General features: G+C 36.1%; 21 protein-coding genes. 16 read left to right on the forward strand and 5 right to left on the reverse strand.

Features of this window, described 5'->3' with window-relative positions; translation table 11 throughout:
• Positions 1–711, forward strand: a complete 711-nt coding sequence (locus tag M0D58_RS09230) for a cell division ATP-binding protein FtsE (protein WP_089998417.1) — start codon at positions 1–3, stop codon at positions 709–711.
• Between the two features lie 28 nt (positions 712–739).
• Here M0D58_RS09230 and M0D58_RS09235 read toward each other — a convergent pair whose 3' ends face one another.
• The 3 genes from M0D58_RS09235 to M0D58_RS09245 are packed head-to-tail and all read right to left on the reverse strand — an operon-like array spanning position 740 to position 3484.
• Entirely contained in the window at positions 740–1444 is a 705-nt protein-coding gene (locus M0D58_RS09235) for a tRNA1(Val) (adenine(37)-N6)-methyltransferase (RefSeq protein WP_248388615.1), read from the reverse strand.
• Positions 1444–2898 carry a sensor histidine kinase gene (locus tag M0D58_RS09240; protein WP_248388616.1) on the reverse strand — a complete coding sequence of 485 codons (1455 nt, stop codon included), beginning with the start codon at positions 2896–2898 and terminating at the stop codon, positions 1444–1446. Before M0D58_RS09240 ends, M0D58_RS09235 begins: the two co-directional genes overlap by 1 nt.
• On the reverse strand, positions 2870–3484 hold the full coding sequence (locus tag M0D58_RS09245; RefSeq protein ID WP_248388617.1) for a riboflavin synthase: 615 nt from the start codon (positions 3482–3484) through the stop codon (positions 2870–2872). Before M0D58_RS09245 ends, M0D58_RS09240 begins: the two co-directional genes overlap by 29 nt.
• 49 nt (positions 3485–3533) lie before the next feature.
• Here M0D58_RS09245 and pdxA point away from each other — a divergent pair, with 49 nt between their 5' ends.
• The 13 genes from pdxA to M0D58_RS09310 all read left to right on the forward strand — a co-directional run bounded on the left by pdxA (position 3534) and on the right by M0D58_RS09310 (position 15632).
• Positions 3534–4625, forward strand: coding sequence for a 4-hydroxythreonine-4-phosphate dehydrogenase PdxA (gene pdxA / locus M0D58_RS09250; RefSeq protein WP_248388618.1), 1092 nt, complete (start codon positions 3534–3536; stop codon positions 4623–4625).
• 84 nt (positions 4626–4709) lie between these two features.
• Positions 4710–5231, forward strand: a complete 522-nt coding sequence (locus tag M0D58_RS09255) for a YceD family protein (protein ID WP_248388619.1) — start codon at positions 4710–4712, stop codon at positions 5229–5231.
• A gap of 59 nt (positions 5232–5290) precedes the next feature.
• A complete protein-coding gene (gene rpmF, locus M0D58_RS09260; RefSeq protein WP_007843326.1) occupies positions 5291–5494 on the forward strand; it encodes a 50S ribosomal protein L32 in 204 nt (67 codons plus the stop codon).
• A 127-nt stretch (positions 5495–5621) separates the two neighbouring features.
• Positions 5622–6107: an acetyl-CoA carboxylase biotin carboxyl carrier protein gene (gene accB, locus M0D58_RS09265; protein WP_248388621.1), complete on the forward strand. Its 486-nt coding sequence runs from the start codon at positions 5622–5624 to the stop codon at positions 6105–6107.
• Between the two features lie 104 nt (positions 6108–6211).
• A complete protein-coding gene (gene accC, locus M0D58_RS09270) occupies positions 6212–7567 on the forward strand; it encodes an acetyl-CoA carboxylase biotin carboxylase subunit (protein WP_066440746.1) in 1356 nt (451 codons plus the stop codon).
• 279 nt (positions 7568–7846) lie between these two features.
• Positions 7847–9094, forward strand: coding sequence for an ornithine--oxo-acid transaminase (rocD, locus tag M0D58_RS09275; RefSeq protein ID WP_248388623.1), 1248 nt, complete (start codon positions 7847–7849; stop codon positions 9092–9094).
• A gap of 2 nt (positions 9095–9096) precedes the next feature.
• Positions 9097–9879, forward strand: a complete 783-nt coding sequence (locus M0D58_RS09280; protein WP_248388625.1) for a glycosyltransferase family 2 protein — start codon at positions 9097–9099, stop codon at positions 9877–9879.
• Positions 9876–10643, forward strand: a complete 768-nt coding sequence (locus tag M0D58_RS09285) for a polysaccharide deacetylase family protein (protein WP_248388627.1) — start codon at positions 9876–9878, stop codon at positions 10641–10643. The genes M0D58_RS09280 and M0D58_RS09285 overlap by 4 nt, the downstream gene beginning before the upstream one ends.
• Positions 10644–10662: 19 nt before the next feature.
• The gene (locus M0D58_RS09290; protein ID WP_248388629.1) at positions 10663–11430 is read left to right on the forward strand and encodes a glycosyltransferase family 2 protein; all 768 of its coding nucleotides are present in this window, start codon (positions 10663–10665) and stop codon (positions 11428–11430) included.
• Positions 11431–12420 (forward strand): WaaS/CpsH family glycosyltransferase, encoded by a 990-nt coding sequence (locus tag M0D58_RS09295; protein ID WP_248388631.1) that lies wholly within the window; start codon positions 11431–11433, stop codon positions 12418–12420.
• A 2-nt stretch (positions 12421–12422) separates the two neighbouring features.
• Positions 12423–13613 (forward strand): glycosyltransferase, encoded by a 1191-nt coding sequence (locus M0D58_RS09300; RefSeq protein ID WP_248388633.1) that lies wholly within the window; start codon positions 12423–12425, stop codon positions 13611–13613.
• Between the two features lies 1 nt (position 13614).
• Positions 13615–14655 (forward strand): glycosyltransferase family 2 protein, encoded by a 1041-nt coding sequence (locus M0D58_RS09305; protein ID WP_248388635.1) that lies wholly within the window; start codon positions 13615–13617, stop codon positions 14653–14655.
• Positions 14655–15632 carry a WaaS/CpsH family glycosyltransferase gene (locus M0D58_RS09310; protein ID WP_486864953.1) on the forward strand — a complete coding sequence of 326 codons (978 nt, stop codon included), beginning with the start codon at positions 14655–14657 and terminating at the stop codon, positions 15630–15632. Before M0D58_RS09305 ends, M0D58_RS09310 begins: the two co-directional genes overlap by 1 nt.
• An 8-nt stretch (positions 15633–15640) precedes the next feature.
• On the opposite strand, the gene M0D58_RS09315 is transcribed toward M0D58_RS09310, so the two are convergent.
• Positions 15641–17704 (reverse strand): glycosyltransferase, encoded by a 2064-nt coding sequence (locus M0D58_RS09315; RefSeq protein ID WP_248388639.1) that lies wholly within the window; start codon positions 17702–17704, stop codon positions 15641–15643.
• Between the two features lie 55 nt (positions 17705–17759).
• Between M0D58_RS09315 and M0D58_RS09320 the strand changes: the two genes are divergently transcribed.
• Positions 17760–18644 carry a hypothetical protein gene (locus M0D58_RS09320; protein WP_248388641.1) on the forward strand — a complete coding sequence of 295 codons (885 nt, stop codon included), beginning with the start codon at positions 17760–17762 and terminating at the stop codon, positions 18642–18644.
• A gap of 47 nt (positions 18645–18691) precedes the next feature.
• Here M0D58_RS09320 and M0D58_RS09325 read toward each other — a convergent pair whose 3' ends face one another.
• Positions 18692–19036 (reverse strand): phosphomannose isomerase type II C-terminal cupin domain, encoded by a 345-nt coding sequence (locus M0D58_RS09325; RefSeq protein WP_248388643.1) that lies wholly within the window; start codon positions 19034–19036, stop codon positions 18692–18694.
• Positions 19037–19158: 122 nt separating this feature from the next.
• Between M0D58_RS09325 and gltX the strand changes: the two genes are divergently transcribed.
• A complete protein-coding gene (gene gltX, locus M0D58_RS09330) occupies positions 19159–20673 on the forward strand; it encodes a glutamate--tRNA ligase (protein WP_248388645.1) in 1515 nt (504 codons plus the stop codon).
• The last annotated feature ends 17 nt before the right edge of the window (positions 20674–20690 follow it).

The raw sequence follows: 20690 nt of genomic DNA on the forward strand, positions 1-20690 counted from the left end.
ATGCCACATACACATATTGCCGGAGACAACATCATCAGCCTGCAGCACGCCAAGATTGCACAGAAAAATTTCACAGTGCTTTCTGATGTGAATCTGAACATTAAGAAAGGACGTTTCTGCTATCTTATCGGAAAGACAGGCTCAGGAAAAAGTTCACTGCTGAAAACATTGTACGGGCATATTCCTTTAGCTTCAGGGCATGGAGCCGTAGTAGGCTTTGACCTGGCGAAGCTGAGAGCTTCCGATGTTCCGAATCTGAGAAGAAAACTGGGAATTGTTTTCCAGGATTTTCAGCTGCTTTCTGACAGAACGGTCGAAAAAAACCTGAAATTTGTACTGGAAGCAACAGGATGGAGCGACAAAGTAAAAATGGAAGACCGCATCAATGAGGTTTTGGGAAGTGTAAACATGAAGAGCAAAAAACACAAAATGCCTCATGAGCTTTCCGGTGGAGAACAGCAGCGTGTTGCCATTGCGAGAGCTCTTCTTAACCATCCGGATCTTATTCTTGCAGATGAGCCTACAGGAAACCTGGACCCCGAAACATCCAACGAAATTATGACGCTTTTAAAGCAAGTAGCTTTGGAAAACGGAGCTGCCGTGGTAATGGCAACCCATGATTATCACATGATTCAGAATTTCCCCGGAGAAGCGATTAGATGTGAAGATGGGAAAGTTTCTGTACTGGATACAGCGGAATTGTTTGAATAAAGATAATTTAGCGAATAAGTTATTATTTTCACTTTTTAACCTCTTTAAAAACATGAAACTCTTGGGTGAGTTCAAGATATTGGTCCGAGTATTGTCTCGGACTTTTTTCTATAATAAACTCTGATTCTTCCAGTGATTTTTCCGTTAAAGAAAACTCGAGAATAATCCTTTTAACATTTGAATTTACAATACCTAAAATATTAATTTTACGCACTAAAAACAAATGATTTTCTTCAGCTATAGCCACAAAGTCGCGCCCCGCTTCAACAGGGATGATGACTGAAAAAATTCCATTTTTTGAAAGAAGTGTTGAAGATTTTGAAATTAGCTGACGAAAGTTTAATTCTACAGTTTGTCTTGCGATTTTATCTTTTTCAGAATCTGATGCTTCAAAATAAGGCGGATTAGAAACAATTAAATCAAACCTTTCATGCGTTTCAAATTCTTTAAAATCCTGATGCACATTTTCCAATCTGGAAGAAAATGGTGAGTTTTCAAAATTAATTTTAGTAAGATCTGCCGCTTGTTTATTAATATCAATCCCAAAGAACTTGGCTTCAGGATTCCTCTGGGCCAGCATTAAGGAAATCAGGCCCGTTCCTGTTCCGATTTCGAGAACATTGAGCGCATGGTTACTATTTGCCAAAGCGCCAAGCAAAACACCGTCTGTTCCTACCCGGAAGACCTCTTTTGACTGCTGAATAACAAATTGTTTAAACGTAAATGATTTCACTATAAATTCGTAGGCAAAGTAATGGTGAACGTAGAACCTTTTCCTACCTCGGATTTTACGATAATTTCTCCTTTATAATCTTCAACCATTTTTCTGACCATGGACAAACCTAAGCCCATCCCGCTATTTTTAGAAGTAAAATTCGGTTCAAAGATTCTTTCGTAAATATTTTCGGGAATTCCGATTCCGTTATCCTGAACAGAAATCATGACTCTCCTCTGATGCTGTTCTACATCAACATTAATAATTAATTTTCTCTCATCGCTTTCTGCCTGCTTTGCATTAGTAACAAGATTGGTAATAATTCTGGACAGATAAATCCTGTCCATATTGATCATAATATTACTTTTATTGGAATGCATAAATATGCTGTCATCATTAAAAACCCGGAGAATATCTTCTACTTCATTATTCAGGTTGATGATTTCATTGTTTTTCTCCGGAAGTTTGGCAAATTCGGAAAACGCAGAGGCAACCGTAGCAATAAGATCAATCTGATCAACCATGGTCTTGCTCATTTGTTTTACCTTTTCCCTGATATTCGGATCTTCCGGGTCAAATTTTCTTTCAAAATTCTGAATGGTCAGTTTCATTGGCGTCAGTGGATTTTTCACTTCGTGCGCTACTTGTTTTGCCATTTCCCTCCAGGCTTCTTCAGATGCTTTAAAACGAAGTCTTTCTTTCTGATCCTGAATCTGAAGAATCATTCTGTTATAAGCTCTAGCCAAAGCATTTAGCTCATCGTTTTTATAATATCGGATCGGCCGCATTTCATTTTCAAACAGGGTGATCCTTGTAATCATATCTGAAAATTTGGTAATATTTTTAGCTAAATTGTTAGACATCACCCAGCTGAACCATACACTGAAAAGGATTAAAAAGACATCAACAAGAATAATGTATTTTACGTAGATATTAAGAACATCAAGATAAGCTGATTCATTGTGATACAGAGGAATATACACAATAGCGATCGGTTCAAGATCATTATTTTTCAACAAAAGATAAGATGAAGTAAGCACAGCATCTTTAGAGGCATCATATCCTTTGATATCCACTCTGGTTTTGGTTGAAAGAATCCTGTTAACAATATTGATCGGAATCTTTTTCTGTTCTACCAGGCTCTCTTCTTTATTTGAAAGTAAATAATTTCCCTTTAAGTCGTATAAAATAATGTCGTGCTGATTGATGTCTGCAATCTCGAAGATTTTGTTTTCGAGAAGACTTGGAAGATCTTGTGTCTCCGTATGTTTCATGCTTACGGCATAATCCAGATACCGGATCACCGCTCCCGTTTTTTCCTGCATGTCAATTCTGCTTTTCGTAATTGAATTTTCCCTTAAAACGAAATAAGGGACCAGCGAAGAAGCAACTACACTTAAAAGACACACCAATAAGAATCCGAAAAAGACACGGTTCCTAAGGCTATATCCTTTGTACATACCCATTGACATTCTGTTTATTAATTAACCTAGCAATATACTTACCAATTATGTCGAATTCTAAATTAACTTTATCTCCTTTTCTTAAATACTGCATATTGGTAAATTCCCAGGTATAAGGAATAATAGCAACGGAAAATTGATGATCTTCACTTTTAGCAACGGTAAGACTGATTCCGTTTACCGTAATAGAACCCTGAGGAACCGTTACAAAACCGCCGGTATTATCATACGAAATGGTAATAAAATAACTTCCGTCTTTATTTTCGATATTTACAACTTCTCCGGTTTTATCAACGTGGCCCTGTACGATGTGACCGTCCAGACGTTCGTCCATTTTCATGCACCGTTCAAGATTTACTACAGTGCCTTGCTCCCATTTCCCCAGATTTGTTTTTTCTAAGGTTTCATGGATTGCCGTTACCACATATTGATCTCCTTCGATCTTTACAACCGTAAGACAACAACCGTTATGCGCTAAGCTCTGATCGATTTTCAGTTCACTCGTAAAAGGACAGGTTAATGTAAAATCAATATTGCTTCCGTTTTCTTCTATCTTCTCAATTACCCCTACCGCTTCAATTATTCCTGTAAACATATTATTTTTTGCTAAATTTGTAGTTTATTAATCTTCAAAGATAATCAAAATGAGCCCAAAAAACCATAAAGTACGAGTAGGAATTTCAATAGGAGATTTCAATGGCATCGGTCCGGAAATCATCATGAAGTCCCTAGCAGACAAAACCATTACGGATTTTTTCACCCCTGTGATTTTTGGCTCGGGAAAATTATTCACTTTTCAGAAAAACATTTTCAAGCTGAATCTGAATTTCAACTATATCAATGAAGCATCTCAGGCGCAGGCAGGAAAACTGAATATGGTGAATCTTGTGAAGGAAAACTCTGTGGTAGAACTAGGCACACCAACAGAAGAATCCACCAAAATGGCTATTGATTCTCTTGAGGCAGCAACTGAAGCCTTACTAAAAGGAGAGATTGATGTTCTGGTAACCGCACCGATCAACAAGGATGAAATGGTAAAAATGGGCTTTAAACATGCCGGACATACCGGATATTTTGAAGAGAAATTCAATAAGAAAGGCTTAATGTTCCTGGTAACGGAAGACTTAAAGGTAGCTGTACTGACACACCATATTCCAATTGCACAGGTGGCTGAAAATATTTCCAAGGAAAAAATTAAAAAACAGATCCGGGTTTTAAACCAGACTTTAATTGAAGATTTTAATATTTCAAAACCAAAAATTGCTGTTTTAGGCTTAAATCCACATGCAGGTGACGGCGGTGTGATTGGAAAAGAAGAAATTGAAATCATTGCTCCGGCTATCAAAGAGCTTTCAGATAATGGAGTTCTTGCATTTGGACCCTTCCCTGCCGACAGCTTTTTTCAACCGGAAAAATATAAAAGTTTTGACGCGGTTTTAGCGATGTATCACGATCAGGGTTTAGCTCCATTTAAAACCTTAGCTTACGAAGAAGGTGTAAATTATACTGCCGGGCTTCCTTTTATCAGAACATCACCGGACCATGGCACAGCCTACGATATTGCAGGAAAAAACATTGCGGATGAGCGTAGTTTTAGCGAAGCCATCTTTACTGCTATTAAAATTTTTAGGAACAGAAGCGAATACAATGATCTGATGAGTAACCGACTGCAGCCGAGAAAAATGGTTGTAGATAACGGAATAGATGAAGATTTACCTGATGAAACCGAAGCGTAAATCTTCAATTGGAATTTTAAGTTAATTTGTTTTAGAATTTATTTGTTATTATAAAAAAATTGCATATTTTTGCACACTCATTTTATGGACAAGTTAAGAAACTATGACGTAAGCTTTTCCGGACTAAAAACCGGCAAGCACGAGTTCAGGTTTGAGATAAATAAAGAGTTCTTTCAATTATTTGATACTGAACAGGAATTTACAAATCCCAGGATTTCAGTAGATGTTCTACTCGACAAACATTCTACGTTTCTGGAGTTTGAGATCAAAGTAAATGGTACGGTAGAGCTTGTTTGCGACATTACAAACGAGAATTTCGATCATCCTATTGAAAATGAGATCAAGGTATTGGTAAAATTCGGGGAAGAATATGATGACAGCGAGGAAGATGTTATTACAATTCCTTCCAGTGATCATGCGTTTAACGTGGCACAATTAATTTATGAAAACGTTGCGCTTTCCATTCCTATGAAAAAAATATCACCGAATGTAAGTGATGAAGATCTCGCAATCCTTGAGAAGTTCAGTCCCAAAGAAAGTGAAGAAGAAGAACATGAAAGCGACCCGAGATGGGACGCATTAAAAAATTTGAAGAATAAAAATTAAATAGTTTAATGATGAGATGATGAATCTCATCGCTCATCAATTAAAAAAGTTATTAGAAAATGGCACATCCAAAGAGAAGACAATCGTCTACAAGAAGAGATAAGAGAAGAACTCACTACAAAGCTGTAGTTCCTCAATTAGCTAAAGATGCAACAACAGGAGAGCTTCATTTATACCACAGAGCTCACTGGCATGAAGGAAAATTATACTACAGAGGTAAAGTAGTATTGGAAAAAGAAGTAGCAACTACTGAAGAAAACTAAGAGTCGCTTTCCTCCGGAAAACACTCGATTTAATACAAAAACCGCCCGATTTTTATAAAATTTGGCGGTTTTTTGTTGTTTTTTACTATTTTTTGGTATCTTTGGCTCAAAATCAAATATCAATTTTATGGACATTAAAGACATACAAAATCTTATTAAGTTTGTGTCTAAAGCAGAAGTTTCTGAAGTAAAATACAAAACCAAAGATTTCGAAATCACTATTAAAACTCCATTAGCGGGTAGCGAAGTTGCTTATGCTCAACCTGCAGTGTATCACACTGCTCCTCAACAGGTAGCTGCTGCACCTGCACCGGCTGCTACTCCTGCAGCTGCACCGGCCGAAAAAGCCGAAGCATCATCTGATGAAAGTAAATATGTGACTATCAAGTCTCCAATGATCGGAACTTTCTACAGAAAACCATCTCCGGATAAAGATGTATTTGTGAACGTTGGCGACGAAGTTTCTATTGGTAAAACGGTTTGTGTAATCGAAGCAATGAAATTATTCAACCAGATTGAATCTGAAGTAAGCGGAAAAATCGTTAAGATTTTGGTAGATGATTCTTCTCCTGTAGAATATGATCAACCTTTATTCTTAGTAGATCCATCATAATTTAGTTAGAAGTTAGAAGTTAGAAGATAGAAGTTAGATAACTAACTTTTAAGTTTCGTACTCATGTCTAATTTTCAAATTATCTAATTTTCAAATTAAAGAAGATGTTCAAAAAAATATTAATAGCCAATCGTGGCGAAATTGCAATGCGTATTTTACGTACTTGTAAAGAAATGGGGATTAAAACGGTAGCGGTTTATTCAACTGCAGACAAAGACAGTCTTCACGTAAGATTTGCAGACGAAGCGGTTTGTATCGGCCCCGCAATGAGCAAAGACTCATACCTTAAAATTCCTAATATTATTGCTGCTGCTGAAATTACCAATGCAGACGCCATTCACCCGGGTTACGGTTTCTTATCCGAAAACGCCAACTTCTCCAGAATCTGCCAGAAAAACGGTATTAAATTTATTGGTGCCACTCCTGAACAGATTGAGAAAATGGGAGATAAAGCAAATGCTAAGGCAACCATGAAAGCTGCCGGTGTACCTTGTGTACCGGGTTCTGACGGCCTGATCGAATCTTATGAACATGCTGTAAAGATTGCTGAAGAAACAGGTTATCCTGTAATGATCAAAGCAACTGCCGGTGGTGGTGGAAAAGGAATGAGAGCAGTATGGAAAGCTGAAGATCTGAAAGACCACTGGGAATCTGCGATTCAGGAAGCTGTAGCAGCATTTGGAAACGGAGGCATGTACATGGAAAAGCTGATCGAAGAGCCCAGACATATTGAAATCCAGGTTGCTGGTGACCAATTTGGTAAAGCCTGTCATCTTTCTGAGAGAGACTGTTCTGTTCAGAGAAGAAACCAAAAACTTACTGAAGAAACACCTTCTCCTTTTATGACAGACGAACTTCGTGAGAAAATGGGTGAAGCTGCTGTAAAGGCTGCGGAATTCATCGGCTATGAAGGAGTGGGAACTATTGAATTCCTTGTGGACAAACACAGAAATTTCTATTTCATGGAAATGAACACAAGAATCCAGGTAGAACACCCGATCACTGAACAGGTTATTGACTATGACCTGATCAGAGAACAGATTCTTCTGGCTGCGGGAACTCCGATTTCAGGAATTAATTATTATCCAAAATTACATTCCATCGAATGTAGAATCAATGCGGAAGATCCTTATGCTGATTTCAGACCTTCTCCGGGGAAAATTACAGGATTAAATATTCCTGGCGGACACGGGGTAAGAGTAGACACGCATGTATATTCGGGATATACCATTCCTTCCAATTATGATTCCATGATCGCGAAACTGATCACTACGGCACAGACCCGTGAGGAAGCTATTGCCAAAATGAGAAGAGCTCTGGAAGAATTTTATATTGAAGGAGTGAAAACAACGATTCCTTTCCACAGACAGCTGATGGATAATGAAGATTATCTTTCAGGAAATTACACTACAAAATTCATGGAAGATTTTGTAATGGATAAAAAATACGACAATCATTAATCTGATTTGTATATAATTTGTAACCGCCTCATGAAGGCGGTTTTTTTTCAGCATTAAAAAAACTTTGTCAAAGTTGTCACCACAATCTTTTAAATTAACAAATATTAAAATTCATATTTTTAAAGATAGAATAACTGTAACGGATTATTTGCAGTAGCAATATTTTCTGATTCGGTTTTCTTAGAGGATTAAAAGTTCTTAAAATCCTTTCTTTTTCAGCATGAGATTTCTGTTTAGTCATCTCATTAATAATGTTTACATTTGCGCAAAATCAAATATATGTCAACAGCAGAAATTGTAAAAGATTCCCAATATTTTATCGACCTTGAAGACAAACACGGCGCTCACAACTACCACCCTCTTCCCGTGGTACTGGAAAACGGAGAAGGTGTTTTTGTCTGGGATGTGGACGGTAAAAAGTATTATGATTTCTTATCCGCTTATTCTGCTGTCAATCAAGGACATTCTCATCCAAAAATTGTAGAAGCTTTAGTAGAGCAGGCTAAAAAACTGGCTTTAACATCAAGAGCATTTTATAATTCCAGATTGGGAGAATACGAACAGAAGATTACTGATCTTTTTGGTTTTGATAAAGTATTACCCATGAACTCCGGGGCAGAAGCTGTGGAAACGGCAGTAAAATTAGCCAGAAAATGGAGTTATGAAATAAAAGGCATTGCTGAAAACGCTGCAAAAATTATTGTTTGCGAAAATAATTTTCACGGAAGAACCACTACCATTGTTTCTTTTTCAAATGATCCGGATGCCAATCAGAATTATGGACCTTTTACACCAGGCTTTATTAAAATTCCATATAATGATCTTTCTGCATTAGAAGAAGTTCTCAGCCGAGAATCAGATACGATTGCGGCATTTCTTGTAGAGCCTATCCAGGGGGAAGCGGGGGTTTATGTTCCGGATAGCGGTTTTCTGAAAGACGCCTCTGAATTGTGTAAAAAATATAATGTTCTCTTTATTGCAGATGAAGTTCAGACGGGAATTGCAAGAACAGGAAAATTGATTGCATGCCATCATGAAGATGTTCAGCCGGACATTCTTATTTTAGGCAAGGCTCTTTCCGGCGGAATGTATCCTGTTTCAGCGGTATTGGCTAATAATGAAATTATGAATGTCATCAAACCCGGCCAGCACGGTTCTACATTTGGCGGAAATCCTATTGCCTGTGCAGTAGCAGTCGCGGCACTGGACGTTGTACAGGAAGAAAAACTCTCCGAGAGAGCGGAAGAGCTTGGTAAATTATTCCGTTCTGAAATTGAAAAACTAATAGAAAAAACCGGTCTCATTACCAAAGTAAGAGGAAAAGGTCTTCTGAATGCTATTTTAATCAACGATACTCCGGAAAGTTCTACAGCCTGGAATATCTGTTTACAATTGAAAGAAAACGGATTACTCGCCAAGCCGACCCACGGAAATATCATCAGGCTTGCGCCACCTTTAGTCATTACTGAAGAACAACTTTTAGACTGTGTGAAAATCATTGAAAAAACCATCCTTTCATTTCAGTAGAAATGGCACTTACCCTTGCAGTCATTACTTACAATGAAGAAGATAATATTGTAAGATTGCTTAATGCCGTTAAAGATACAGTTGACGAAATTGTTATCGTAGACAGCTATTCAACGGACAGAACAAAAGAAATTTGTCTTCATGATTATCCGGATATCAAATTTCATGAAAGAAAATTTAGCGGATATGGGGAACAGAAAAATTATGCCCTCAGTCTTTGTTCTAAACCATGGGTACTTTTTCTGGATGCAGATGAAGTCCCTGATGAAAAGATGCTCCAATCTATACGAAACATTGTCTCTTCCGGAAATACGGAATATTGTGTTTATAAGGCTAAATTTTTAAATTATATAAGCATTAATCTGATCAGATTCGGAGGCTGGGGAAATGTATGTAAGGAAAGGTTATTCAAAAGAGATTGTGCAAAATATTCTGACGATAAAGTACATGAATTTCTGATTACCGCTAAAAAAGCGGGAATTTTAGAAGGAAAATTAAATCATTACACTTACAAAAGTATTCATCATCACATTTCTAAAATCAATATCTACTCTGATATGATGGCAGAAAAGATGTTTGAACGTGGTAAAAAGTATCAGAACTTTAAAATTATCGTCAGTCCTGTTTACGAATTTATAAAAGTTTATCTATTTAAATTTGGTTTTTTGGACGGCTTTGCAGGTTTCTATGTAGCCAAAACAATGTCATATTATACATTTTTAAAATACATAAAACTGCGTGAGAAAATCAGGCTCATTGAAATCAGAAAAAAATATGGCGAATGATGAAGATTCTGTATTTGATTTTTCCAGTACTTCTTTGTGTCGTATTTTATTTTCGGTTGTATCTTTTTCTTTTTCCTAAAAACCGCCTGATCATTCTGATGTATCACCAGATCGCGGAAGAAAGCACTGAAGATCTGATAGTAAGCCTGAAAAACCTTGAGAAACAATTTGAATATCTAAACAGGAAAAAATACACCTCAAAATTTTTCAGTGAGCTGAACATCCCTTCGCCAAAAAGCATCATTATTACTTTTGATGACGGTTACAAAAACAATGAAATATACCTTCCTTCTTTGTTAGAAAAATATAAGCTGAAAGCAACCATATTTATTCCTACAGAATTTATTCAGAAAGGGTATAAAAATAATGTGATGATGACTTTTGAAGAGATCCGCCAACTGAACAGCAAGTATTTTGATATAGCTCTTCACAGCCATTCTCATCAAAACTTCAGAAATATTTCTGCCGATTTCATAGAAAAAGATCTTGAAAAAAACATGCAGATTCTCGACGAAGAAAAAATAGAATATTCAAAAGTTCTGGCGTACCCATACGGAAAATATCCTAAGAAAAATCCCGGAAAACAGGCTCTATTTTCAGTTTTGAAACATCTGAACATTCTTTATGCCGTAAGAATCGGTAACAAAATCAATTACTTCCCCACCCAGAAACCTTATGAATTGTGCAGAATAGACATAAAGGGAACAGACACACTGATACATTTCAAATTAAAACTTATCTTTGGAAGATTAAAAATGTTTTAGGAAAGATAAATTAATTGGAATGGCAGAACAGGTTATGATGAATGTAAGCGGTTTAATCATAACGTATAACGAAGAAAAAAACATTCAGGAAGTGCTGGAGTGCTTTGATTTCTGTGATGAAATTATTGTAGTAGATTCTTTCAGCACAGACAAAACGATAGAAATCGCACAGCAATTTTCTAAAGTAAAAATAATTCAAAATGCGTTTGAGGATTTTACAAAGCAAAGAAATATTGCTTTGGATGCCGCAAAAAATGATTGGGTATTGTTTCTGGACGGAGATGAGAGAATCACTGCGCCTTTAAAAAAAGAAATTTTGAAGGAATTAAAAAAACCGGTGCAGAAGGATGCCTATTATTTTTACAGAAAATTCTATTTTGCAGGCAAACCCATCCATTATTCAGGAACACAAACCGATAAGAATTTCAGGCTTTTCAGAAAGTCAAAAGCCCGATATATAAGCGGAAAAAAAGTTCATGAAACACTGCACGTTAACGGAACGACAGGAACAATGAAGAATAAACTTCTCCACTTTTCCGTTAGTGATTATGAATCCTATAAATCAAAAATGATTCATTACGGAATTCTGAAAGGACAGGAACTGGCAGCAAAGGGAAGAAAATACAGTCTCGCAGCACAGTATTCAAAAACAGCTTTTAAATTTTTTAAGGCATACATTTTGCGTTTAGGTATTCTTGACGGAAAAGAAGGCTACCAGCTTTCCTATCTACAGTCCTTAAGTGTTTTTGAAACTTATGAATCATTAAAAAAGGAGCAAACTGACTGAATGAAAATCTGTGTAATTAGTTTCGATTTCTGGGGATATGACCACTATATAGTTGATGCTTTACGTTCTAAAAATATAGATGCCCATCACATTAAAATTGCCGATGTAACCCATTCTAATTTTAGTGAGCGGGCGAAGAATGCCGTAAGCAAAATTTTTCTCAACAAAAATCTGAAAACGGAAAAAAGACAACGGTTTGTCACCGATTCTCTTCAGCAGCTGGGGCATCAGGACCAGATCCTTGTAATGAATCCGGATACTTTTGATCTGTCTACTCTTCAGGAAATCAGAAAATATACCAGCCGCCTTATTACCTATCTTTATGACAGCCTGGACCGCGTAGTCGTTGATAAGGAAAAATTGGATCTTTTCGATAAAATTTTTTCATTTGATATTGCCGATGTGGAAAAATATGGCTTTGAAAAACTCACCAATTATATATACCTTCCATTTTGTCCCTGTGAAAACCAGCATCCTGAGATGGATCTTTTTTACATCACTTCTTACGATAATAAAAGAGTAGAATTCATTAAACAGCTTACCAAAAGGCTGTTTCAGCTGCAATCTAAATTTCAGATTATTGTTATCGGGAAAAAGGGCTGGAAACATCAGCTGAAAAACGCATTCATTAAAATACCGGAAAATCTGCACATCCTATTCAGCATTAAAAAAATAAGTCATAAAAAACTTCCCGAATATTATAAAAATTCGCGAGCTTTGCTTGATCTTACCCGTGAAAATCAATATGGACTGAGTTTCAGGGTGTTTGAAGCATTGGCTTTAGAAAAGAAAATCATTACGGATAATGAACTGATCAAAAGGTATGATTTTTATAACCCTCAGAATATTCTGGTTTTAAACGAAACATGCAGTAATCTGGAAAAATCTTTTTTTGAGACACCTTACGAAAAAGTTCCGGAAGAAATTTATTACAGCTACACCCTGGAACATTGGACGGATAAAGTGTTCGGGCTCAACAAAAAAACTTAATCATGGGAATTATAAAGAGAATTAAAAAACACTTTAAAAGAAAAGAAAAACTCAAAATTCTAAATACACAGGAGATTATTAACATAACCTCTTTTGACCCCTCAAAAAAAACCATTTTATTTGCATCCAGAGATATTCCTTCCCATGATAAGGATTCCGGATCCAACAGGCTCAAAGAAATTATCCTGATTTATAAAAAGATCGGTTTCAATTGTATTCTTTTCTCACCTCACATTTTTGAAGACGATCCTTATGTGAAATTTTATAAGGAGCATGGTGTGATTGTATTCACGGAAAACAACAAATACAAAACCCTCTATGAATTTCTTAATGACTTTAAAAAAGTAGACTTTATATGGTTCAACGGGCCATTGGCACTGAATCTGTTTTACTGGAAAATAAAAAATATCCTGCCTGCTGCAAAATTCATTTATGATATGGTGGATATTCATTTTTTACGATATAAGAGAGCGATCGAGATTGAACCGAACCGTATTTCATTAAAGAAAAATTACAAGCACTTTTATCGTCTGGAAACGGTTGTTGCGCCGCAGCTGGATTACATAATTGCTATTTCCGATAAAGAAAAAGAGATCATGCGAAAGTATGCTGATGAAAGGAAAATCCTTACCATTTCAAATATACATTATCCTAAAATTGATGTTTCGGAAAGGAATAATTTTGCGTCAAGCAAAGGGATTGTATTCATCGGTTCGATTCACGAACCCAATATTGATTCGGTAAAATTTTTATATGAAAAAATAATGCCTCTGGTCTGGAAAGAAAATCCGGAGCTTGAAGTAAACGTTATCGGAAATGTGGCAGATAAGCTTGATCTGAAGCTATACCCGAAATTCAAATTCTTAGGATTTGTGGAAAGTATTGAGCAGCATTTCATGACATCTAAATTGATGGTAGCACCACTAAGATTCGGGGCAGGTGTTAAGGGCAAAATAGGCCAGGCCTTTGAATATTTTTTACCTGTTGTAACTACTGATATCGGTGCTGAAGGCATGCAGCTGGTCAACAAAAAAAATGTTCTGATAGCCAATGACGAAAAATCATTTGCAGAAGCCATCATCCAACTGAATAATGATGAAACCCTGTGGAATACCCTTAGTGAAAACTCGGTGGACAGCCTTCGTCCTTTTTCAACCGAAGCGGTAAACGAAACCCTGAAAAAAATTATTTAACATGAACCTTTCAGTAAGCATTATTGTTCCTTGTTACAATGCTTCGCATTACATGCATGAAGTACTTTTAAGCATTCAGAATCAGACTTATAAAAACATTCAGTGCATTCTGATCAATGACGGAAGCACGGACAATACGCTGGAAATTATTAAAAATTTTCCTGATGAAAGATTTGAAATATATGATCAGCAGAATAAAGGGCTTTCTGATACAAGGAATTTCGGGCTGGAAAAAGCTAAAGGGGATTTTATTTTTTTCTGTGACAGTGACGATCTCCTTCCTCCAAAAGCTATCGAAACCCTCGTTTCGGTTTATACCGGTAAAGAAGATATTATCGTTGGAAAAACAGCAACCTATTCATGGGACAGAAAAGAAAACATCTCATCGTTGCCCCATCCATCCGAAAAGCAATTGATTGCTAATGAGCACTCTGAAGTTCTTATCAAAAATATGACCGAAGGTTTAAGCCCTATCGCACAGAACAAGCTATACAGAAAATCATTTATCCGGGAAAATCATCTGAAGTTTTTGAGCGGGATCTATCATGAAGATGAATTGTGGTTTTTCGAAACCATGTTCAGGGCAAAAAACATAACATTCATTCCTGAAATCACTTATCTGTATACCGTTGACAATGCGCAGTCGATCACCAAAAAGAAAAGCGATAAAAACCTCCTGGGCTATCTGAGTGTTATTAAGACCATTTATAATAATTACTATATTAAATATCCGAATAATAATATCAGTGCCTATTATATTGCTTATCTGAAAAAAATAATTATCGGAAACTTTAAAAATGATTCCAACTATTCCGATGCTGCAGTGCGGGAAATGGAAAAGACATTTAAGGAAGTAAATCCCGAGTTCAATGATACAATTAACCTGAAAAACATTGAGAAATTTTATTTTAAATATCTGAATACAATCAGTTTAAAAGATCCTGACACGATAAAAAAAGAATATTTCAACAGTCCGGTCAACAGCCTTAGAAAACATTTCAGAATCATCATGTTCCGTCTTTTCAATTCAAATTTAAAATGATAAAAAAGGAAAAATTTCTTTTGATAATGCCTGATTATTCAGATTTTCCACAGCTTTTTGTTGATAATCTTAAAAAAGCAGGCTTTGAACCTTTTCTTATTACAGATAAGGTTTCGGAATTTAAATACAGAGGACTCGAAAGTATTAAAAACTTTTTTATCAAAAATATTTTCAGGGATAAGAGCTATAAGCAAAACCTCATCAATCGTCATTTTAAGGAAGAACTGGGTCACCAGCTTTCCGCAATAGAAGGAAAACTGGATTATATTCTGGTGATACGTCCTGATAATTTTCCGGTTTCATTCATAAAAAAACTGAAAGAAAGAACGTCGAAACTGATCGCCTACCAGTGGGACGGGATTGAAAAGTTTCCTGAGGTAAAAAAATATTTCAATTTATTTGATACTTTCTTCTGTTTTGAAGAAGTAAAAAACCAGCACAATATCAAGCAGATCACTAATTTTTACTTTGATCATCTTCCTCCGTTTTACAAACCATACAATACTGAAAATCCCAATCTTTATTTCGTTGGACTGTATTGGAAAAGCAGGGAAGAAAAAATCGACAGATTTATTGATGAGGTTTCCGGTTCTAACGTACATCTTTCAATATTCATTCAGTATTTTAAAGAACCTGAACGTAAAAACAGCAAAATCACTTACATTAAAGACAGGATCACTTTTGAGAAAAACCTGGAGCATGTGAAAAATTCAGACATTCTCCTGGATTTTGTTGATCCTTTACATAACGGGCTTTCCATAAGGTTTTTCGAAGGGCTTTATTATCAAAAAAAGGTAATTACCGATAATGTTATGGTAAAAAACTACGACTTTTATCATCCTGATAATATCTTTATCGTTGAAAACAACAATTATAAAAACATTGAGCTGTTTTTGAAAAAACCTTATCATAAACTCCCTGAGGAAATTGTGGAAAAGTATGGCTTTAGCAATTGGATCCGGGAAATTATAAAATAATCACAGCTTTATTTGAATCCTAAATATTCGAACATACTTTTAATATTTTGCTCCTGCTGTTTTACAGAAAATTTTTCGAGAGGCTGGGTGCTGTTTTGGTGAAGCGCATTCCAGAGTTTTTCATTGTGGTAAAGTTCCAGGATTTTATCTGCAAAATGTTCTGCATTATTTCCCGATACCAAAGCGCTCACTCCATCCACAAGACCCATTCCTTCTGCACCTATCTCCGTTGTTACTACGGGCAGGGAAAATTCCAGAGCCTGGCCTATTTTACCTTTAACACCAGCTCCGTACCTCAGCGGTGCTACAAAAATTCTTGAGTTTTCAAACCAGTAATCAACACTTTTCTGATATCCCAGAATACAGAAGCGGTCTGAATTATATTGTTGTTTTATTTCCTCAGGAAAATCCGGTCCGAGTATATTAATTTTAATTGAAGCATCTTTAGCCCAAACTAAAGGCATTATGTTTTCATATAAGAATTTTACGGCATCCATATTAGGCATATGGTAAAAACCGCCTATAAATAAAAGGCCTTCTCTTTGAGAATATGCTACTTCCTGAGTCTTCACCGGCTCATGAATATTACTTACAGTAAATATTTTCTCATTCTGAATACCCTGGCCGGAAACAATTCTCTTTTCCTCATCACTGATGGAAACGACAACATCTGCTGTCTTCATGGCAGCATATTCAGTTTCCCGAAAGAATTTCATTTCTTTTTTACGGTCTTTTGTGATGGCGATATATTCATTTTCCCTCTCCATTCTCAGATAATGAAGGTCTACCATATCATAAATTATTTTCTGTCCGGCAAGTTTTTCCTGAATCATTTTATACCAAAAGTCAAAACCCGTCGGTCTGAAGATCCATACAATATCTACAAATTGAAGCGCTTCCTGCACCTGATCTTTAACTTTTACTATTCTATCCTGTGCATTGACAAAATCTTTACAGACTTCAACACCGATGCCTCTGAAAAAATCCACATATACATCATCTTCTTCGTTAAGCTGTTTTACCGCTAAAATTATTCTGTGTTGATTTTTCTGAAGAATTTTTATGATTTCCAAAAATCTCCTGGAACCGGAATCTTTATCCGGCTTCGGAATAAGTTCTTCAAGAATCAGAACGTTTGGCTTTTTATAAAAAGCATTGAGATTATTGGTATTTCCTTTATCAAGAAATCTTGTATTGGTAAAATATTGATTCCATCTGCTCATAAAGATTTCCCTGTTCTTCTGAAGCAGCAGTTCTTTACCATTGTCTTTGCCTGTGTAAGATATATTTTCAAAATGAATAATTTCGGAACCCGGCTGATAATAAATATCCAGACCCTGCTCATACTTCAAACGCTGGCAAAGATCGGTTTCTTCATAATAAGCAGGCAGAAAAGCCTCATCCAGAAGATTAAGATTTCCGCTACCGTCTACTCTTTTAAACAATAAACTGCATCCGGAACAATAATCTACCTTTCTTAAAAAATTATATTTTGGAGTATCAATCGCCTCACATCTTCCCAGGTTTACAATTTCTGTATTTTCAAAAATAAGACAGCCTGCTTCCTGCAGCGTATTATCCGCGAAAATCATTTTAGAACCTACGGCTCCAACGTTATCTTTATTACTGAAAACATTCAGAAGGCTGGACAAATAATTTTCCTGAACTTCAACGTCGTTGTTCAGAAGGTAGACATATTCTCCTTTTGCCGCATGAATGCCCTTATTAACATTTCTGAGGAAACCAAGGTTTTCCGGGTTATCAATAACGGTTATTCCGTTAATCTTTTTTAAATATTCTAAAGTATGATCTGTACTTTTATCATTGATGATGATAATTTCCTTTTGAATATCACGGTCAAACTGATCGATGGTGTAAAGGCAGTTTAAGGTGTATCTTATCTGGTTGTAAACGGGGATAATAATGGAAACTTCAGGATTTTCGCATTTGGTAAAATTAAAAACATAGTTCTCAAAAAAATCTAAATCATAATGATTAATCTTAAGTTTTCTCTTATTCTTAATAAAATTACGATCCTTGATTTTATTTTTAAAAAATCTTTTAATTCCCATTTTTAATTTATTATTTTGTCCCGCCTTTTCCGGCTAACGAAAATAAGCATTTATTATGAGAGACAAAAAAAACATTATCAAAGCAGGCTATCTCCTATCTTATGATTACTCTTATATTTTTACTTCTGTAAAACAAATTTATGATCACGTAGACCGTATTGTTATCAGCTATGACGAAAACAATAAAACATGGGCAGGCAATGATGTATATATTCCGGAAAGCTTTTTTTCAGAAATAAAAAGTCTCGATACGCAGCATAAAATCATATTGTACAAAGATAAATTCTACATTGAAGGTACTGCTCCGATGGATCTCGAAACAAGGCAAAGAAATATGATGGCCGAAAAAATGGGTAATGGCGGATGGCATATGCAAATTGACGGTGATGAATATGCTTATGACTTTAAAAAACTCTCTCAATTTTTAAGAAAACACCAATATCTTTTAGCACATCCGGAAAAAAATCCTATCAATTTTCAGGTAGATTGGGTAACCTTATTCCGGCATGATGAAAGTGGTTTTTATATTATTGAACCATTTGAAGAAAAATGCTTTCTTATCACCAACTATCCAAAATACAATTATGCCAGAAGAACCAATACCGGACGAACATTGTCACTCGAATATCGTCTCATTCATCAGTCATGGGCAAGAGATGAAAATGAAATCCTTGAAAAAATAATGAACTGGGGACACAAAAATGATTTTGACACTATGAATTTTTTTGAATTCTGGAAAAGCATCCGTTCAGAAAACCATACTGAATTCATTGATTTCCATCCGCTTTCTCCTTCAGACTGGCATCAGCTTTCCTTTTTTCCTGCAGAAAATATTGATGATTTTATAAAAGCATTTGAAAAGAAGTTTCCGCAACCGGAAATTAAGCTTAACCTTTCAGCTACCAAGAAAATGAAACTTTGGCTGAAAAGTCTGTTTTAAAAAAAGGCTGTCACAATTCCGGACAGCCATTTTTTATTTACTAAAGATTAATTTCTGTCATATTCATCCTCAATCCTCACAATATCATCTTCCCCGAAATAAGTCCCGGTCTGCACTTCAATAAATACAACAGGCTTATCGGACAGATTCATCATTCTGTGTTTTGCACCAAGAGGGATGAAAATACTTTCTCCATATTTTAAACTGATCTCTTTATCATCCAGAACCACCGTAGCATCACCTTCGATAATGGTCCACTGCTCCTGTCTTTTATGATGGTACTGGTAAGAAAGCTTCTGCCCCGGATTCACTTCAATTCTTTTCAGTTTGTAATTCGGTTCATCTGCCAATACATAATATTTTCCCCAAGGTCTCTCCCCTATTTCTAACATAATTTAAGGCTTTTTTTATTATACAAAAGTAAATATTCGGATCAAAAAAGCAAGCAAACCATCTATTAAACATTCTTAAAACCGTATATTTTTAAGTAAATTTGCATAAAATTAAATTGAAAATGGAGAAAGTAAGAGTACGTTTTGCTCCAAGTCCTACGGGACCATTACATTTGGGGGGCGTAAGAACCGCATTATATGATTATCTTTTTGCTAAAAACCAGGGTGGTGAATTTGTATTGAGAATTGAAGATACCGACACCGCCAGATATGTTGAAGGTGCAGAAGAATATATCGAAGAAGCTTTGGAATGGTGCGGGATTATAGCCGATGAAAGCCCTAAAAAAGGAGGAAAATTTGCTCCGTACCGACAGTCTGAAAGAAGAGATATTTATGACCGGTATACGGAACAGATCCTGAAAACGGATTATGCCTATATCGCTTTCGACACTGCGGAAGAACTGGATGCCATCCGTGCAGAATACGAAACCAGAGGTGATGTCTTCTCTTATGACAACAGAACAAGAAACCAGCTAAGAAACAGCCTGGCTCTTTCTGAAGAAGAAGTAAAGAGGCTGCTCGACGAAAAAACACCGTATGTGGTAAGATTCAAAATGCCGGTAGACAGAACGCTGAACCTTGAAGACATTATCCGTGGAAAGTTCTCTGTTAATACCAATACTTTAGATGATAAAGTTCTGGTAAAAAATGACGGAATGCCAACCTATCATTTTGCCAACATCATCGATGACCACGAAATGGAAATTTCCCATGTGATCCGTGGTGAAGAATGGCTGCCATCTTTAGGTCTGCATACTTTATTATATGAAGCAATGGGTTGGGAAGCTCCACAGTTCGCACACCTTTCTTTGATATTAAAACCTGAAGGCAAGGGTAAACTGAGCAAAAGAGACGGCGATAAATTCGGGTTTCCCGTATTTCCGTTAAATTTTACGGATCCTGTTACAGGGCATATTTCTAAAGGATACCGGGAAAGCGGATATCTTCCGGAAGCATTTATCAATATGGTGGCTCTTTTAGGGTGGTCGCCTGCAGATGATAAAGAAATTTTATCCCTGGACGAAATGGCAAAAGAATTTGATTTAAATAAAGTTCATAAAGCCGGTGCGAGATTCAGCAAAGAAAAAGCGGAATGGTTCAACCATCAGTATATTCAGCAAAAATCTGATCAGGAATTGCTTGAAATTTTAAAAAAATCAGGTTTTAGTACAACGCTTTCAGATGAAAAATTACTGAAAATAATTTCCTTAATGAAAGAAAGGTTAACTTTTGCAGAAGATCTTACCCTTGATAACGAAAAAGGAAAATTTTTCTTTGAAGCACCTGTTTCTTATGATGAAAAAGCCTCAAAAAAAGCATGGAATGATCAAACTTCTGCTATTTTAGGGGAATTGGCTTCTCATTTGGAAAGCACGGAATTTAATGCTGAAAACCTGAAGCAGGCCATGCATGATTTCGCGGAAAACAAAGGTCTGGGAATGGGTAAAGTGATGATGCCTCTGCGTCTGTCTTTAGTAGGAGAACTAAAAGGCCCGGACGTTCCGGATATCATGGAACTTCTTGGAAAAGAGGAAACTATCTCCAGAATAAACAATGCAATTAATAATTTTAAATAGATTCATATAATTTTTCA

This window comes from Chryseobacterium nepalense, from assembly GCF_023195755.1.
Taxonomy (GTDB): Bacteria; Bacteroidota; Bacteroidia; order Flavobacteriales; family Weeksellaceae; genus Chryseobacterium; species Chryseobacterium nepalense.

Coding starts and splice junctions, on each gene's coding strand:
- M0D58_RS09230 (WP_089998417.1), top strand. CDS start 1: ATGCCACATACACATATTGCCGGAGACAACATCATCAGCCTGCAGCAC.
- M0D58_RS09240 (WP_248388616.1), bottom strand. CDS start 2,898: ATGTCAATGGGTATGTACAAAGGATATAGCCTTAGGAACCGTGTCTTT.
- M0D58_RS09245 (WP_248388617.1), bottom strand. CDS start 3,484: ATGTTTACAGGAATAATTGAAGCGGTAGGGGTAATTGAGAAGATAGAA.
- pdxA (WP_248388618.1), top strand. CDS start 3,534: ATGAGCCCAAAAAACCATAAAGTACGAGTAGGAATTTCAATAGGAGAT.
- M0D58_RS09255 (WP_248388619.1), top strand. CDS start 4,710: ATGGACAAGTTAAGAAACTATGACGTAAGCTTTTCCGGACTAAAAACC.
- rpmF (WP_007843326.1), top strand. CDS start 5,291: ATGGCACATCCAAAGAGAAGACAATCGTCTACAAGAAGAGATAAGAGA.
- accB (WP_248388621.1), top strand. CDS start 5,622: ATGGACATTAAAGACATACAAAATCTTATTAAGTTTGTGTCTAAAGCA.
- accC (WP_066440746.1), top strand. CDS start 6,212: ATGTTCAAAAAAATATTAATAGCCAATCGTGGCGAAATTGCAATGCGT.
- rocD (WP_248388623.1), top strand. CDS start 7,847: ATGTCAACAGCAGAAATTGTAAAAGATTCCCAATATTTTATCGACCTT.
- M0D58_RS09280 (WP_248388625.1), top strand. CDS start 9,097: ATGGCACTTACCCTTGCAGTCATTACTTACAATGAAGAAGATAATATT.
- M0D58_RS09285 (WP_248388627.1), top strand. CDS start 9,876: ATGATGAAGATTCTGTATTTGATTTTTCCAGTACTTCTTTGTGTCGTA.
- M0D58_RS09290 (WP_248388629.1), top strand. CDS start 10,663: ATGGCAGAACAGGTTATGATGAATGTAAGCGGTTTAATCATAACGTAT.
- M0D58_RS09295 (WP_248388631.1), top strand. CDS start 11,431: ATGAAAATCTGTGTAATTAGTTTCGATTTCTGGGGATATGACCACTAT.
- M0D58_RS09300 (WP_248388633.1), top strand. CDS start 12,423: ATGGGAATTATAAAGAGAATTAAAAAACACTTTAAAAGAAAAGAAAAA.
- M0D58_RS09305 (WP_248388635.1), top strand. CDS start 13,615: ATGAACCTTTCAGTAAGCATTATTGTTCCTTGTTACAATGCTTCGCAT.
- M0D58_RS09315 (WP_248388639.1), bottom strand. CDS start 17,704: ATGGGAATTAAAAGATTTTTTAAAAATAAAATCAAGGATCGTAATTTT.
- M0D58_RS09320 (WP_248388641.1), top strand. CDS start 17,760: ATGAGAGACAAAAAAAACATTATCAAAGCAGGCTATCTCCTATCTTAT.
- M0D58_RS09325 (WP_248388643.1), bottom strand. CDS start 19,036: ATGTTAGAAATAGGGGAGAGACCTTGGGGAAAATATTATGTATTGGCA.
- gltX (WP_248388645.1), top strand. CDS start 19,159: ATGGAGAAAGTAAGAGTACGTTTTGCTCCAAGTCCTACGGGACCATTA.